This is a genomic window from Embleya sp. NPDC005971 (assembly GCF_040629175.1).
Taxonomy (GTDB): Bacteria; Actinomycetota; Actinomycetes; order Streptomycetales; family Streptomycetaceae; genus Embleya.
Genome location: NZ_JBEXUX010000021.1, coordinates 80,577 through 96,048, shown reverse-complemented (window position 1 = coordinate 96,048; position 15,472 = coordinate 80,577). Strand labels below are relative to the sequence as shown.

Here is a 15,472-nt window from a genome sequence, read left to right as displayed (position 1 = left end):
GTTCGCGACTATTCGACGACCGTGACCGGTCCGAGTTCGAGCGCTTCGAGCGGTTCGCGAATCTTGTCCGCGTCGCCCACCAGGACCACCACGAGGTGCTCGGGATCGAATCCGGCGGACACCGCCTCGGCGGCGTCCTTGGTGGCGACCTCGGCCAGCCGCAGGTAGAGCTGCGGCAGGTAGTCGTCCGGCTGCCGCTCGGCGGCCATGTCGGCCAGCGAGTCGCACACCGCGCGCGGTGTCACGTACTTGAGCGGCGCCACCCCCACGATGCTCTGCACCGCCGCGTCCCGCTCGCCGTCCACCAGGCCCTCGGCGGCCAGCGTGCGCAGCACGGTGACCATGTCCGCGACGGCCGGCCCCGTGACGTCGGTCTCCACCGAACCCTGGATCGCCAGCAGCGAGCCCACCTGCAGCGACTGGTTCGCCGCGCGCACGCCGTAGGTGTAGCCCTTCTCCTCCCGCAACACCCGGTCCAGCCGCGAGGTGAGCGTGCCGCCCAGGCAGTACGTGCCGATGGTCAGGGCCGGCCACGAGGCGTGCTCGCGGCCCGGCCCGATCCGTCCGACCAGCAACTGGGTCTGCACGCTGTCCGGTCGGTGCACGATCAGCACCCGGGCGTGGTCGTCGGCGAGCACGGGCACGGGCCGCGAGGGCTCGGCGGCCTGTGCGCTCCAGGTGCCGATCGTGCGCTCCAGCACGTCGGTGACGTCCACGCCGGCGAAGTCGCCGACCACGACCAGGGTGGCCGTCTGCGGGCGCACGTGCGCGGTGAAGAAGTCCCACACGGCCGCGCGGTCCACCCGCGCGACGCTCGTCGCGGAACCGGCCCGCGGCCGGGACAACCGCATCGAGGCGTCGAACAGCGTGCTGCTGAGCGCGAGCGCGGCGCGGCGCGGCGGGCTGGCCAACTCGTGCACAATCTCGTCCAGCCGCTGGCGCACCAGCCGGTCCACCTCCTCCGCCGGGAAGGCCGGTGCCCGCACCGCGTCCGCGAGCAACCCGAGGGCGCGTTCCAGGCGCGAGGCCGGCACATCGAGCGCGACCCGCACGCCCGGGTGATCGGCGTCGCTGTCGATCGTCGCGCCGCAGCGCTCCAACTCGGCCGCGAACTCCTCCGCGCCCATCCTGTCGGTGCCCTCGGTGAACGCGCGCGCCATGATCGTCGCCACGCCCTCGCATTCGGCCGGCTCGGCGGCCAGCGGCGAGTCGAGCACCAACTCGACGGCCACCACCTTCTGGCCGGGCCGGTCCACGCGCAACACCGTGAGGCCGTTGCCGAGCACCGACCGCCGGGGCTCGGGGAAGGTCCACTCACGGGCCGGACCCGCGCCGGGGCGCGGGTGGAACACCATCTCGCCGGTCTGGGTCACGCGACCTGCTCCTCGTTCTCGTCCGCGTCGTCCGTCGGTTCGTACACCAGCACCGCGCGATTCTCCGGTACCAGGCGTTCGGCGGCGACCGCCCGCACCTCCTCGGCGGTGATGTCCAGCAGCCGCTCCAGCGCGGTGAACGCCAGGTTCGCGTCCCCGAACAGCGTCGCGTAGCGGCACAGTTCGTCGGCCCGGCTGCCCACCGTCGCCATCGTGTCCAGGTAGGCGCGCTCCAACTGGGCCTGCGCACGCTCGAGTTCGGCCGGCGTCGGCCCCTCGGCGGCGAACCGGGCGAACTCCTCGGCCAACGCCGTGTCGATCGCCGCCACCGCGCCCGAACCGGACGCCTTCACGTCCAGCATGCCCACCGACGCGGTGCCGGCCTGGCGCATCAGGCCCACCCCCGCGTAGAGCGCGAGTTCGTCGTGCCGCACCAGGCGGGTGTTCAGCCGCGAGCTCTCCCCCTCGCCCAGGATGGTCAGCGCGATCTCCGCGGCGTCCGCCGCCCGCGTGCCGTCGGCCGGCATCCGGTAGGCGGCCATCAGCGCCGGCGAGGGCACCTTCTCGCGCACGCTCTCGCGCAGCTCGGCACCCAGGACCGGCGGCAGCGCGCCGTCCGCGGGCACCGGCTTGCCGTCGTGCGCGGGGATCGTGCCGAAGTACTTCTCCACCCAGGCCAGGGTCTGCTCGGGGTCCACGTCGCCGACGATGGCCAGCACCGCGTTGTTCGGCGCGTAGTACGTGCGGAAGAACGCCTGACAGTCGGCGAGCGAGGTGGCGTCCAGGTCGGCCATCGAGCCGATCGGCATGTGGTGGTACGGGTGGCCCTCGGGGTAGGCCATCGCCACCAGGCGCTCCCACGCGGTGCCGTAGGGCACGTTGTCGTAACGCTGGCGGCGCTCGTTCTTGACCACGTCGCGCTGGTTCTCCAGGCTCTCCTCGGTCAGCGCCTGGAGCAGCCCGCCCATCCGGTCCGCCTCCAGCCACAGCGCGAGTTCGAGCTGGTGCGCGGGCATCGTCTCGAAGTAGTTGGTGCGCTCGAAACTGGTGGTGCCGTTGAGCGAACCACCCGCCGACTGCACGAACTCGAAGTGCTCGTTGCCGTGCACGTTGGCCGAACCCTGGAACATCAGGTGCTCGAAGAGGTGCGCGAGCCCGGTCCGCCCGGGCCGTTCGTGCCGTGAGCCCACGTCGTACCAGAGGCAGACGGCGGCCACGGGGTCGACGTGGTCCTCCGAGAGCACCACGCGGAGCCCGTTGCCGAGGGTGTGCGTGGTCGCGGTGAACCCCAACGATGCAGTCGCCGGTCCTGCCATAAGCCCATCCGTCCTCTCCTGGAGGGTGACCGCCGCGACGGCGGCCACCCTCACCCTAACGACGCGCGGTGCCCGATCGACTCCCGCGCGCGGGGGTGTTCGCGGTGGGCGAAGCGCGCCCGCGGCGCGCCCTACTGCTGGTAACCCTCGACCTCGCGCGCCGGCCGCGCGGCCGCGCTCGCCGGGTCCGCACCCGCGTCGCGCAACGCCTGACGCTGCCTCAACAGGTCCCAACACCGGTCGAGTTCGGCCTCCACGTCGGCCAACCGACGATGCTCCTCGCCGCCCGAGATGCCACCTTGCGCAAGTTGCTCCCGCAGGGCACGCTCCTGCTCGACCATGTCGGTGATGCGTTCGCGAATCTGCTTGTCGTCCATCGCGAAAACCCTTCCTTTTCCCTGCTCGGACGGCGGCCGGGGACTGCGGCACAACCGTGGGCCAAAGGGCTGTCCTTCCCTCCTCGCACGGCCCTCAAGCACGCTGTCACCCGGGTCGATGCACTCACATGTCGCACCGGCGGGTCACAATGGGCACGCCGTGCGGGCCGTCCCCGGCCGCGCCGCCCTCGGGCGGACACGGGAGACACGGCCCGGCGCCGGCCCGAAGAAGCAAAGGAGCAACGCCGCGCATGGCCCGCCGTAGTACGAAAACTTCCGGTCCGCAGCCACCGGACGACTTCGAGGAACGCATCCTCGACATCGATGTCGTCGACGAGATGCAGGGCTCCTTCCTGGAGTACGCCTACTCGGTGATCTACTCACGGGCACTGCCGGACGCCCGCGACGGACTCAAGCCCGTGCATCGCCGCATCCTGTACCAAGCCGCCGAGATGGGCCTGCGCCCGGACCGGGGATACGTCAAGTGCGCCCGCGTCGTGGGCGAGGTGATGGGCAAGCTGCACCCGCACGGTGACGGCCCCATCTACGACACCCTGGTGCGGATGGCGCAGCCGTTCTCGATGCGCCTGCCGCTGATCGACGGCCACGGGAACTTCGGCTCCCTCGGCGGCGACGACCCGCCCGCCGCGATGCGATACACCGAATCCCGGTTGTCCTCGGCCGCGATGCTCATGGTCGACTCGATCGACGAGGACGTCGTCGATTTCGGCCCCAACTACGACGGCCAGGAACAGGAACCGGGCGTCCTGCCCGCCGCGTTCCCGAACCTGCTCGTCAACGGGGCGTCCGGGATCGCGGTCGGCATGGCGACCAATATGCCGCCGCACAACCTGGTCGAGGTGGTCGCCGCCGCGCGCCACCTGATCCGACACCCCGGCGCCACGCTCGAAGACCTGATGCGCCACGTGCCCGGCCCCGACCTGCCCACCGGCGGTCGGGTCGTCGGCCTGGGCGGCGTCCGGGACGCGTACGAGAAGGGCCGCGGCACCTTCAAGATCCGCGCGACCGCGTCGGTCGAGTCGGTCACCGCGCGCCGCAAGGGCATCGTGGTCACCGAACTGCCCTACAACGTCGGCCCCGAGCGGGTGATCGCCAAGATCAAGGAGCTGGTGCAGTCCAAGAAGGTCCAGGGCATCGCGGACCTCAAGGACCTCACCGACCGCTCGCACGGCCTGCGCCTGGTCATCGAGATCAAGAACGGCTTCAACCCCGAGGCGATCCTCCAGCAGCTCTACAAGCTGACGCCGATGGAGGAGACCTTCGGCATCAACAACGTCGCGCTCGTCGACGGCCAGCCGCTCACGCTGGGCCTGAAGGAACTGCTCCAGGTCTACGTGGACCACCGCTTCGAGGTGGTCCGCCGGCGCAGCGAGTTCCGTCGCCGCAAGCGCCAGGAGCGGCTGCACCTGGTGGACGGCCTGCTCGTCGCGCTGATCGACATCGACCGCGTGATCGAGCTGATCCGCTCCAGCGACAACTCGGCGCAGGCCAAGGAACGTCTGATGGAGACGTTCTCGCTGTCCGACATCCAGGCGTCCTACATCCTGGACACCCCGCTGCGCCGGCTCACCCGGTTCGACCGGATCGAACTGGAGGCCGAGCAGGAGCGGCTGCGCGCCGAGATCGCCGAGCTGACCACGATCCTGGAGGACGACAAGCTGCTCCGGAAGGTGGTCTCCGAGGAACTGGCCGCGGTGTCCAAGAAGTACGGCACGCCGCGCCGCACCGTCCTGCTGGAGTCGGCCGACGTGCCCGCCGCGGCGGTCCCGCTCCAGGTCACCGACGCCCCGTGCACGGTGCTGCTGTCCTCGACCGGCCTGCTCGCCCGCACCTCGACCGGCGGTCCGCTGCCGCCCGAGGGGGGCCGAGCCAACCATGACCTGGTGGTGTCCTCGGTCGCCGCCACCGTGCGCGGCGAGGTCGGCGCGGTCACCAGCACCGGTCGGCTGCTCCGGATCAACGTGGTCGACCTGCCCTCGTTGCCGGAGACCGCGACCGCGCCGAACCTGGCCGGCGGCGCACCGCTTTCCGAGTTCGTCTCGTTGGAGGCGCAGGAACGACTGGTGTGCCTGACCACCCTGGCCGCCGACTCCCCCGGGCTCGCGCTCGGCACGGCGCAGGGGGTGGTCAAGCGGGTCGTGCCGGACTATCCGGCGAACAAGGACGACCTGGAGGTGATCACGCTGCGCGAGGGCGACGTGATCGTCGGCGCGGTCGAGTTGCGCACCGGCGAGGAAGACCTGGTCTTCATCACCGACGACGCCCAGTTGTTGCGTTTCCAGGCGTCGATGGTGCGGCCGCAGGGCCGCCCGGCCGGTGGCATGGCCGGCATCAAGCTCGGCGCCGAGCAGTCCGTGCTCTCGTTCACCGCGGTGGATCCGGGCGCGGACGCGACGGTGGTCACCGTCGCCGCCTACAGCGGCGACGCGCTGTTCGGCTCGGAGCACGGCACCTGCAAGGTCACCCCGTTCTCCGAATACCCGCGCAAGGGTCGGGCCACCGGGGGCGTGCGCTGCCAGCGCTTCCTCAAGGGCGAGACCACCCTGCGCCTGGCCTGGGCGGGTCCGGCGCCGGCCCGAGCCTCGGACGCCAAGGGCCGGCCGGTCGAACTGCCCGCCCCGGACCCGCGCCGGGACGGCTCCGGCACGCCGCTGGCCAAGCACGTCGACACGGTCGGCGGCCCGCCGGGCACCGTCTGAGTCGACCCATCGACGAGGCCCCCGCAGCGTCCCTCGCTGCGGGGGCCTCCCTCGTTCGTTCGCTCGCCGGGCACACCCGCCCGGGCCTCAGCGCGCCGCGAACTCCTCCAGCAGCTCGATCGAGCGCGCGTACTTGCTGCGCAGCCGCACCTGCGTCGCCGCGTCGAGCTGGCCCAGCCGGGCCTCGGAGCGGTTGTCCGCGATGTCCGCCCGCTTGACCACGAGCGCGATCGGGTCCGCCGCCGCGCGCGCGATGCTGACCTCCAGCGGTTCGCCGGGCAGCTTGGACAGCGCGATCACCGCCGCCACCACCCGCTCCGGCACGCCGGCGGCACGCAGGTCGTCCGCACCCACCGGTGTGTCTTCGATCACGTCGTGCAGGACCGCCGCCATCTGCGTATACGCGCCCTCGACCTGCCGCATCACCCGCAGCGGGTGCGTGATGTACGGATGACCACCCTTGTCCAATTGACCGTCGTGCGCGGCCCTGGCGAGCGCCACCGCGTCGTCCAACGTGAAGCCGGCTATCGCCGCACTCCCGTCGGTCCGTCCCTGGGGCATGGCCGCCTCCCATCGTTACCGTGTGCAACAACCGTACCGGGATCACCGGATCGGGGCGCTCGGGGCGGGACCGATCGGGCCGGCCGGCCGGCGAAAGTTATACGGTGCACAGTCGTGGAAACCTGCGTCTTTCTCTCGCACGAACTCGCCGAGCCGATGGCCGGCACCGCTCCGACCACGCGCGGCTGGCTGCTCGTGGAACACCCCGGGCCGTGGGCCGCCAGGGCGCTGACCGACAGCCGCGGGCTCGACGACGGGGTGGGCGAAGAGTTGGACGAGCGGGCCGGCCGGGCCGGTTTCCGCGCCGCGCTGATCCGTCGGCCGGACGAAGCGAGCCGCCGCTCGGAGGAGCCGGGCGCCGGAAGCGACGAGGGCGAGCGCACCCCGAACACCCCGGGACGCCGCGCCGACGACGAGGCCGGGGCCCCCGACGGCCCCCGGACCGCCTTCCTGGCCTGGACCGAGCCCGGTGGCACCTGGCTGCGCCGGTTGCGGGTGCGTGCCGCGGCCGATCTGCTCGCCCTCGACCTGGCCGCGCTGGCCGGACCGGTCGAACCCTCGGTGGGCGAGTCGGCCGCCGAACCGCTCCTGCTGATCTGCACGAACGGCAAGCGGGACCGGTGCTGCGCGGTCGCGGGCCGACCGCTGGCCGCCGCGCTCGCCACGAGCTTCCCCGAGGCCACCTGGGAGGTCACGCACCTGGGCGGGCACCGGTTCGCCCCGACCGCCGTCGTGCTGCCCCAGGGCTACCTGTACGGGCGCCTGGACCCCACCGCGGCCCGCGCCGTGGTCGCCGCCGCCCGGCGCGGCGAGATGGTGCCGGATCACTGCCGGGGTCGGGCCACCTACTCCCGGGCCGGTCAGGCCGCCGAGCTCGCGGTCCGCGCGGACTGCGGCGAGCGCCGGGCCGACGCGCTGTCGGTCTACGACGAGCGCGCGGAGGACGACGGCGGATGGACCGTGCGCGTCGATCACCTCGACGGCCGCACCTGGACCGTCGCGGTGGACGCACGTCGGGAGGCCCCCGCCCGGCCGGAGAGTTGCGGCAAGGACGAGGGCCTCCCGACGAGCATGCGCGCCCGTCTATTGACGCACCGTCAGTAGGCGCCCGCCCCGGTCAACGAACGCACTTCCATCTCGGCGTACTTGCCGGCGTCCGCCTCCTCGTCCGAGCGCAGCGTGCCGATCCAGCCGCACAGGAAGCCGATCGGGATCGACACGATGCCCGGGTTCTCCAGCGGGAACCAGTGGAAGTCGATCCCGGTCACCAGCGGCGTCCTGCCCCCGGAGACCACCGGCGAGAACAACACGAGCAGCAGCGCCGAGCCGAGCCCGCCGTAGATCGCCCAGACCGTGCCGTTGGTGTTGAACCGCCGCCAGAACAGCGTGTACAGCAGCGTGGGCAGATTGGCCGAGGCGGCCACCGCGAAGGCGAGCGCGACCAGGAACGCGACGTTGAGCTTCTGCGCGGACAGGCTCAGCCCGATCGCGATCCCGCCGATCACGATCGCCGAGAGCCGGGCGGCCCGCAGTTCGCTCTTCTCGTCGGTCGCTTCCTTGCGGATCACGTTCGTGTACAGGTCGTGCGCGAAGGACGCCGAGGAGGCCAGCGTCAGGCCGGCCACCACCGCCAGGATGGTCGCGAACGCCACCGCCGCGATCACCGCGAGCAACACCACACCACCGAACGTGTCCGGTCCGCCGCCGAGTTCCTCGGCGAGCAGCGGCAGCGCGGTGTTGCCCGCCGCGTTCGACTTGCGGATCCGGTCCGAGCCGAGCACCGCCGCGGCGCCGAATCCGAGCACGATGGTGAGCAGGTAGAACGTGCCGATCAGGGCGATCGCCCACATCACCGAGTGCCGCGCGGCGCGCGCGGTGGGCACGGTGTAGAACCGCACCAGGATGTGCGGCAACCCCGCGGTGCCGAGCACCAGCGCGATCGCCAGGCTGATGAAGTCCAGTCGACTGGTCAGGTTCTTCCCGTACTTCAGCCCCGGTTCCAGGAACTGCTGTCCGTGGCCGCTGGTGTGCGCGGCGGTGTCCAGCAACTCGTCGAGATCGAAGTGGAAACGCAGCAGGACCAGGATCGTCATCAGGATCGCGCCGCCGAGCAGCAGCACCGCCTTGACGATCTGGATCCAGGTGGTGCCCTTCATCCCGCCGAAGGTCACGTAGACCACCATCAGCGCGCCCACGCCGACGATCGTCCAGGTCTGCGCCGACCCGCCCGGGTCGCCGAGCAGCAGCGCGACCAGGGTGCCCGCGCCGACCATCTGGGCGATCAGGTAGAAGATCGAGACCACGATGGTCGCGGCCCCCGCCGCGGTCCGCACCGGCTTGCGGCTCATCCGGAACGCGACCACGTCGGCCATCGTGAACCGCCCGCAGTTGCGCACGAGTTCGGCCACGAGCATGAGCACGACCAGCCACGCGACCAGGAAGCCGATCGAGTACAGGAAGCCGTCGTAGCCGAACAGCGCGATCAGTCCGGCGATGCCCAGGAAGGATGCCGCCGACATGTAGTCGCCGGCGATGGCCAGCCCGTTCTGGGACGCGGAGAACTCGCGGCCGCCGGCGTAGAAGTCGTTGGTCGTGCGGTTGTTCCGACTGGCCCACACGGTGATGCCGAGGGTGATCACCACGAAGACCACGAACAGCAGGCCGGTCAGCCCGCGGTGGCCGCCCGCGGCCGCGAGGTGGACCGCGTTCACCGGAACATCTCCTGGGTCTCCCACCGCAGGTTGAGCGCGGCCCGGTCGCGCTTGCCGCGCGCGTTGCGGGCGTACGACCAGGTGATCAGGAACGTACTCGCGAACTGGAGCAGGCCGAAGGCGAGTGCGACGTTGAACGCGCCCAGGATCCGGTGCGCCATGAAACCGCGCGCGAACGTGGACGCGAACACGTAGAGCAGGTACCACGCGAGGAACGCGAGCGACATCGGGAAGACGAAGTCGCGATAGCGACGCCGGATCTCCTGGAATTCCGGGCTCGCCTGCACGCGTAGATAGATGTCCGCGCGCGGATCCGGCTCCGGGTCGCCGAACGGCACACCCCGGGTGGGTGTGGGTCGGTACGAACTGGTCGTCACCGTAGTTCTCCTCGTCGATGGCCGAACCGCGCGGTTCCGTCCGATCCGAGCACCCGAGACAGGCGTTCGATGGGACTGGTGTTCAGCATGGGCAGCGGGCGCGGGCCGCACGGCCAGGTTGTGCACGATTCACCTGTTCGGATGAACCGCCGGCACGGCCGCACTCCTGGCTCCGCCATGCTCGTGGAATCGCTTGGCCAACGAGGGTTCGAGCCCTCCCGATACGGGAGGTGTGACGGTCATACGCCAATGAGTGACATTCGTCCTTCTATCGCAGATATACGGGCCGTTCGACCCGGCCGGCGATCATGAAAAAGGCCGGGCCCGAAGGGACGAACAGTCCCTTCGGGCCCGGCCCCGGCCGGTGCGGCGGTGTGCTCAGACGTCGATCCGCGAGCGGTCGAGCAACGACGCGGAGTTGGTGATGAACTCCTTGCGCGGCGCCACCTCGTTGCCCATCAGCAGGTCGAACACCCGCTCGGCCGCCTCCAGGTCGCCCAGGTTGATCCGGCGCAACGTGCGGTGCCGGGGGTCGACCGTGGTCTCCGCGAGCTGATCGGCGTCCATCTCGCCCAGACCCTTGTACCGCTGGACCGGGTCCTTCCAGGCGATGCCCTTGCGCTGGTATTCCAGCAGCGTGCGCTTCAGCTCGGAGTCCGAGTACGTGTAGACGTACTTGTCCTGCCCCTTCTTGGGCCGGGACAGCTCGATCCGGTGCAGCGGCGGCACCGCGGCGAAGACCCGGCCGGACTCGACCATCGGGCGCATGTAGCGCTGGAAGAGGGTGAGCAGCAGGCAGCGGATGTGCGAGCCGTCGACGTCGGCGTCCGCCATGAAGATGATCTTGCCGTAGCGGGCCTGGTCGATGTCGAACGTACGCCCGGAGCCCGCTCCTATCACCTGGATGATCGCGGCGCATTCGGCGTTCTTGAGCATGTCCGAGACGGACGCCTTCTGCACGTTCAGGATCTTGCCCCGAATCGGCAGCAGGGCCTGGAACTCCGAGTTGCGCGCGAGCTTGGCGGTGCCCAGCGCCGAGTCGCCCTCGACGATGAACAGCTCGCTGCGTTCGACGTCGTCGCTGCGGCAGTCGGCCAGCTTGGCCGGCAGCGCCGAGGTCTCCAGGGCCGTCTTGCGGCGCTGGGCCTCCTTGTGTTGTCGCGCGGCGATCCGGGTGCGGGCCGCCGAGACGACCTTCTCCAGGACGGCGCGCGACTGCGCCTTGTGGTCGCGTCCGGTGGAGGTCAGGAACGCCTTGAGTTCCTTGGACACCACGTTCTGCACGATCCGCGCGGCGGCCGAGGTGCCCAGCACCTCCTTGGTCTGCCCCTCGAACTGCGGCTCGGCCAGCCGCACGGTGACCACGGCGGTCAGGCCCTCGGTCGCGTCGTCCTTGGTGATGTCGTCCTCGGCCACGCGCAGCAGCTTGGTCGAGCGCAGCACGTCGTTGACCGTGCGCCGGAGCGCCTGGTCGAAACCGGCGACGTGGGTGCCACCCTTGGGCGTGGCGATGATGTTGACGAAGGAACGCAGGGTCGAGTCGTAGCCCGTGCCCCAGCGCAGCGCCACGTCCACGCCCAGCTCGCGCTGGACCTCGGTGGGCACCATGTGCCCCTGCTCGTCGAGCACCGGCACGGTTTCCTTGAAGGTGCCGGACCCGGTGAAGCGCAATACGTCGCAGAGCGCGCGGTCGGGAGCGAGGTATTCACAGAACTCGCTGATCCCACCGGAGTAGTGAAAGACCTGTTCGTCCACTTCGCCCGGATTCGCACCATTACGCTCGTCGCGAACAACGATCGTCAGTCCGGGCACCAGGAAGGCGGTCTGGCGGGCTCGCGAATACAACGATTCCAGGTCGAGCGCGGCGTCCTTGAGGAAGATCTGCCGGTCCGCCCAGTAGCGGATCCGGGTGCCGACCTTCGCCTTGGCGACCTTCTTGATCTTGCGCAGCCCGTTACCGGCGCTGAACGGAGCGTCCGCACCGAGAGTGGCGAACTCGCCGGGCACGCCGCGGCGGAACGAGATGGCGTGGGTGTGCCCGCCGCGGTCCACCTCGACGTCGAGTCGGGCGGACAGGGCGTTGACCACGGAGGCGCCGACGCCGTGCAGGCCGCCGGAGGCGGCGTAGGATCCGCCGCCGAACTTGCCGCCTGCGTGCAGCTTGGTCATGACGACCTCGACACCGGACAGGCCGGTCTTGGGCTCCACGTCGACGGGGATACCGCGACCGTTGTCCCGAACCTCCACCGAGCCGTCAGCGTGCAGGATCACCTCGATCCGGTCGCCGAAACCCCCGAGGGCCTCGTCCACCGAGTTGTCGATGATCTCCCACAGACAGTGCATCAGGCCCCGACTGTCGGTGGAGCCGATGTACATGCCGGGCCGCTTGCGGACCGCGTCAAGACCCTCGAGAACGAGGAGATGTCGCGCGGTGTAGTTCGAGTGATCGGGCTCGCCCGCCAGGAGCGCGGTGGACTGCGCGGTCGTCTGGGCGGTCACGCGGTGCAACTCCTCGCATGTAGTCGCGTAGTCGAATCGCCGCGAACGCGTCGATCCGTGCGGCGCGTCGGCGATGTCCGAGCCCCCGAAATCGGGCCCGTTGATCACCCTCGTCGCGCCGGAGAGCAAGGCTACCGGGGCCGGAAGACACCCCGGCGACGGCTCGCCGCCGCATCCTAGCCGGCATCCGAACACATCTTCGACCACCCGATCGGGTGGCCGGCATGAACCGTACGCGCACAGGGCACGTCCTATGCACAAGGAATGAGTTGCAGAAGGGGTGTGCCGAGAAGCTGTTGAACATGACACGATCACCCCGGGAACGTTCGAGGCTGATTTGATGTTGGACATCGATGAAGGCTTCGTCGAGTAGAGAAGAGGCGACGTGAATTCGGTTCTGACACCCGCCAGTCCGTTGACGGCCGCCGACCGTTGTGATCGGTGCGGCGCCCAGGCATACCTTCGGGTAGTCCTTTCCAGCGGCGGCGAACTGCTGTTCTGTGCGCACCACGCCCGTAAGTTCGAACCAGAGCTTCGGAAGGTGGCCGTGGAGATACAGGACGAGACCGACCGCCTCACGGCGGTCCCCGTTACCGCACCGGACGACGACAACTGACCAGACAGCCGACCCTCTGAGATCCCGACGAGCAGACATCGCGCCGATGGCGGCCACCGCGAGGTGGCCGCCATCGGCGTCTGTCGTCGTCACCCAGGGGGGCGGTCACCGCCCTCACGGCCCGTGATATCCCTCACAATCCGGCGGCATCCCGGATGTCCCGGGCGAACGCGGCGACCCGGGTGTAGACGCCCGGTTTACCCGGCAGGGCACATCCGTCTCCCCACGAGACGATCCCGGCGACCCGACCGGCGACCAGAAGCGGGCCACCGCTGTCCGCACTGCACGCGTCCTTGCCCCCTTGCCGCTCGCCGGCGCACACCATCGAGGCCGGTTCGTACGTCCCGTACCGCCCACCCGGGTACGCGGTCGCGCAGGTCGCGTCGGACACCAGCGGCACGGTGACCTGGCGCAGTGTCGAGGAGTAGTCGCCGCGCCCCGTGGTGTCGCCCCAGCCGAACACCGTCGACGCGGTGCCGCTCGCGTAAATGTCCGCGTCCTGTTCCACCATCGAGGCCAGGCCCGTACCGAGCGGCTCGGCGAGGGTGAGCACCGCCCAGTCGCCGGAGATCCGGCTCGGGTCGAAGTCGGGATTCACCTGGACCCGGCCGACCGCCACCTCCCGACCCTGGGTGCCGCGCAGGTCGGTCCGTCCCTGGATCACCTTCAGGTCCGGCCGGTCGTCCCGGTTGCCGTTGGCGTCGTACATGCAGTGCGCGGCGGTCAGCACCTTGGTGGGTGCGATCAGCGTGCCGCCGCAGAACTGCCCCGATCGCGCGGATCCGTACTCGGCTCGACTGGACAGGGCCACCGCCCACGGATACGTCGCGGTGTCCGCGGGGCTCCCACCGACCACCACGCGCGGCGGCCCCGAGGGGGTGGCGCCGATCAGGAGTGCCGCCGTCACGACCGTGACAAGCGCGACCATCGATCCTCGTGTGTACCGCCGGAATTTGCTGCGTCTGTTCCGCTCGGGCGTTCGCACCATCATGGGGAACCTCTCGCCGGCTACCGTCAGGTAGAAGCCGGTGCCCCAGCGTGGCGATCCGGAATCCTCGCTTTGGGCGAACGGGTGATTTCCTCGGCAGGCGCACACACGAAGGCCCCGGATGGTGTATCCGGGGCCGATGTTCGTTGCGGGCACGGCCGGGCCGCGCCCGCGGGCTCAGTCCAGGTAGTCGCGCAACACCTGGGAGCGGGACGGGTGGCGCAGCTTCGACATGGTCTTCGACTCGATCTGGCGGATGCGCTCCCGGGTGACCCCGTAGACCTTGCCGATCTCGTCGAGCGTCTTGGGCTGACCGTCGGTGAGCCCGAAACGCATCGACACCACCCCCGCCTCACGCTCGGAGAGTGTGTCGAGCACCGAGTGCAACTGCTCCTGGAGCAGGGTGAAGCTGACCGCGTCGGCCGGCACGACCGCCTCGGAGTCCTCGATCAGGTCGCCGAACTCGCTGTCGCCGTCCTCGCCGAGGGGGGTGTGCAGGGAGATCGGCTCGCGGCCGTACTTCTGCACCTCGATGACCTTCTCGGGGGTCATGTCGAGTTCCTTGGCCAGTTCCTCCGGGGTGGGCTCGCGGCCCAGGTCCTGGAGCATCTGGCGTTGCACGCGGGCCAGCTTGTTGATCACCTCGACCATGTGGACCGGGATGCGGATGGTCCGCGCCTGGTCGGCCATGGCCCGGGTGATCGCCTGCCGGATCCACCAGGTCGCATAGGTGGAGAACTTGTAGCCCTTGGTGTAGTCGAACTTCTCGACCGCCCGGATCAGGCCCAGGTTGCCCTCCTGGATCAGGTCCAGGAAGAGCATGCCGCGGCCGGTGTAGCGCTTGGCCAGCGAGACCACCAGGCGCAGGTTGGCCTCCAGCAGGTGGTTCTTCGCCCGGCGGCCGTCCTCGGCGATGATCTCCAGCTCCATCCGGAGCCTGGGTGGCAGCTTGTCGCCGGAGCCGAGCTTGTCCTCGGCGAACAGGCCGGCCTCGATCCGCTTGGCGAGGTTGACCTCCTGCTCGGCGTTGAGCAGCGGAACCTTGCCGATCTGCTTGAGGTAGTCCTTGACCGGGTCGGCGGTGGCGCCGGCGGCGGCGACCTGCTGCGCGGGGGCGTCGTCCTCGTCGTCGGAGAGGGTGAAGCCCTTGCTCTCCGGCTCGTCGGGCACCGCGTCCTCGACGACCGCCTCGGGGTCCTCGGGCAACTCCTCGGCCTCGGCGTCGGGTTCGCCCGCCTTGCCGGCGGTCTTCTTGGCGGCGACCTTCTTCGGCGCGGCCTTCTTGGCGGTGCCCGCGGCGGTGGTCTTCTTCGCGGCGCTCTTGCGCGGCGCGGCGCTCGTCGCGGGCGCCCCGGGCGCGGTGGGCGCGCCCGGGGCGGTCTCGGTCGCGGCGGTGGTCGGCGCGCCGTCGGCCTCGGGCGTCGCCGGCTCGGTCGCGGCGGGCACGGCGGTCACGGTGGCGGCGGTGCGGTTGGAGACGACGGTCTTGGTCGCGGTCCGCTTGGCGGCGCTCTTGGCCGCCACACTCTTCCGGGTGCGCTTGGGCGCCGCCGAGTCCGCGGCACTGACCATGATGGTCACACCCTCCTGGTCGAGGACCTGGTTGAGGCTGCGCAGGACGTTCTTCCATTGAGTGGCCGGAATCTGGTCGGCCTCGAACGCCTGACGCACCTCGTCGCTGGCGATGTACCCCTGGGCCTCACCCCGCTCGATCAACGACTTCACGTTGAGGAATTCGGCGATCTCGGGCGGGAGCGAACGGGATGTGCTGGCCGACACAAACAACCTCTCGACGATCTGGACGGCGTCACGACCTGGTGGACAGGCAGGCGCCGCCAAGCGAACGACACTCGGGCGGACAGCGTGGTTCCGGCAAACCGTTGCGCTCCGATCAGCGCAGCGGCCTGTTTTGCTATTCCCGAACGGCTGCCACC

The 15,472-nt window shown here is 70.3% G+C and carries 12 protein-coding genes; 3 read left to right on the top strand and 9 right to left on the bottom strand.

What is annotated here, in order from left to right:
- Positions 1-8: 8 nt before the first annotated feature.
- The 3 genes from ABZ374_RS20265 to ABZ374_RS20255 form a co-directional block, all read right to left on the bottom strand.
- A complete protein-coding gene (locus tag ABZ374_RS20265; RefSeq protein ID WP_360312879.1) occupies positions 9-1,373 on the bottom strand; it encodes a pitrilysin family protein in 1,365 nt (454 codons plus the stop codon).
- Entirely contained in the window at positions 1,370-2,689 is a 1,320-nt protein-coding gene (locus ABZ374_RS20260) for a pitrilysin family protein (protein ID WP_360312877.1), read from the bottom strand. Before ABZ374_RS20260 ends, ABZ374_RS20265 begins: the two co-directional genes overlap by 4 nt.
- A gap of 131 nt (positions 2,690-2,820) precedes the next feature.
- Positions 2,821-3,066, bottom strand: coding sequence for a DUF2630 family protein (locus tag ABZ374_RS20255; protein WP_360312875.1), 246 nt, complete (start codon positions 3,064-3,066; stop codon positions 2,821-2,823).
- Between the two features lie 251 nt (positions 3,067-3,317).
- Between ABZ374_RS20255 and ABZ374_RS20250 the strand changes: the two genes are divergently transcribed.
- Entirely contained in the window at positions 3,318-5,786 is a 2,469-nt protein-coding gene (locus ABZ374_RS20250) for a DNA topoisomerase (ATP-hydrolyzing) (RefSeq protein ID WP_360312873.1), read from the top strand.
- 87 nt (positions 5,787-5,873) lie between these two features.
- On the opposite strand, the gene ABZ374_RS20245 is transcribed toward ABZ374_RS20250, so the two are convergent.
- Entirely contained in the window at positions 5,874-6,347 is a 474-nt protein-coding gene (locus ABZ374_RS20245) for an HD domain-containing protein (protein ID WP_360312871.1), read from the bottom strand.
- A gap of 114 nt (positions 6,348-6,461) precedes the next feature.
- On the opposite strand from ABZ374_RS20245, the gene ABZ374_RS20240 reads away from it, so the two are divergent.
- Positions 6,462-7,451 carry a sucrase ferredoxin gene (locus ABZ374_RS20240; protein WP_360312869.1) on the top strand — a complete coding sequence of 330 codons (990 nt, stop codon included), beginning with the start codon at positions 6,462-6,464 and terminating at the stop codon, positions 7,449-7,451.
- Here the strand turns inward: ABZ374_RS20240 and ABZ374_RS20235 are convergent.
- From ABZ374_RS20235 to ABZ374_RS20225, 3 genes are all read right to left on the bottom strand, one after another.
- Entirely contained in the window at positions 7,445-9,058 is a 1,614-nt protein-coding gene (locus tag ABZ374_RS20235) for a cation acetate symporter (protein ID WP_360312867.1), read from the bottom strand. The two genes, ABZ374_RS20240 and ABZ374_RS20235, sit on opposite strands and share 7 nt — an antisense overlap.
- On the bottom strand, positions 9,055-9,435 hold the full coding sequence (locus ABZ374_RS20230) for a DUF485 domain-containing protein (RefSeq protein WP_360312865.1): 381 nt from the start codon (positions 9,433-9,435) through the stop codon (positions 9,055-9,057). Before ABZ374_RS20230 ends, ABZ374_RS20235 begins: the two co-directional genes overlap by 4 nt.
- Positions 9,436-9,813: 378 nt before the next feature.
- Complete coding sequence (locus ABZ374_RS20225) at positions 9,814-11,934, bottom strand: DNA topoisomerase IV subunit B (protein ID WP_360312863.1); 2,121 nt, start codon at positions 11,932-11,934, stop codon at positions 9,814-9,816.
- A 385-nt stretch (positions 11,935-12,319) separates the two neighbouring features.
- Here ABZ374_RS20225 and ABZ374_RS20220 point away from each other — a divergent pair, with 385 nt between their 5' ends.
- Positions 12,320-12,550: a hypothetical protein gene (locus ABZ374_RS20220; RefSeq protein ID WP_020555816.1), complete on the top strand. Its 231-nt coding sequence runs from the start codon at positions 12,320-12,322 to the stop codon at positions 12,548-12,550.
- A gap of 133 nt (positions 12,551-12,683) precedes the next feature.
- On the opposite strand, the gene ABZ374_RS20215 is transcribed toward ABZ374_RS20220, so the two are convergent.
- Both ABZ374_RS20215 and ABZ374_RS20210 read right to left on the bottom strand, forming a co-directional pair.
- Entirely contained in the window at positions 12,684-13,478 is a 795-nt protein-coding gene (locus ABZ374_RS20215) for a serine protease (protein WP_360312861.1), read from the bottom strand.
- 237 nt (positions 13,479-13,715) lie between these two features.
- Positions 13,716-15,323 (bottom strand): RNA polymerase sigma factor, encoded by a 1,608-nt coding sequence (locus ABZ374_RS20210; RefSeq protein WP_360312859.1) that lies wholly within the window; start codon positions 15,321-15,323, stop codon positions 13,716-13,718.
- Positions 15,324-15,472: the final 149 nt, after the last annotated feature.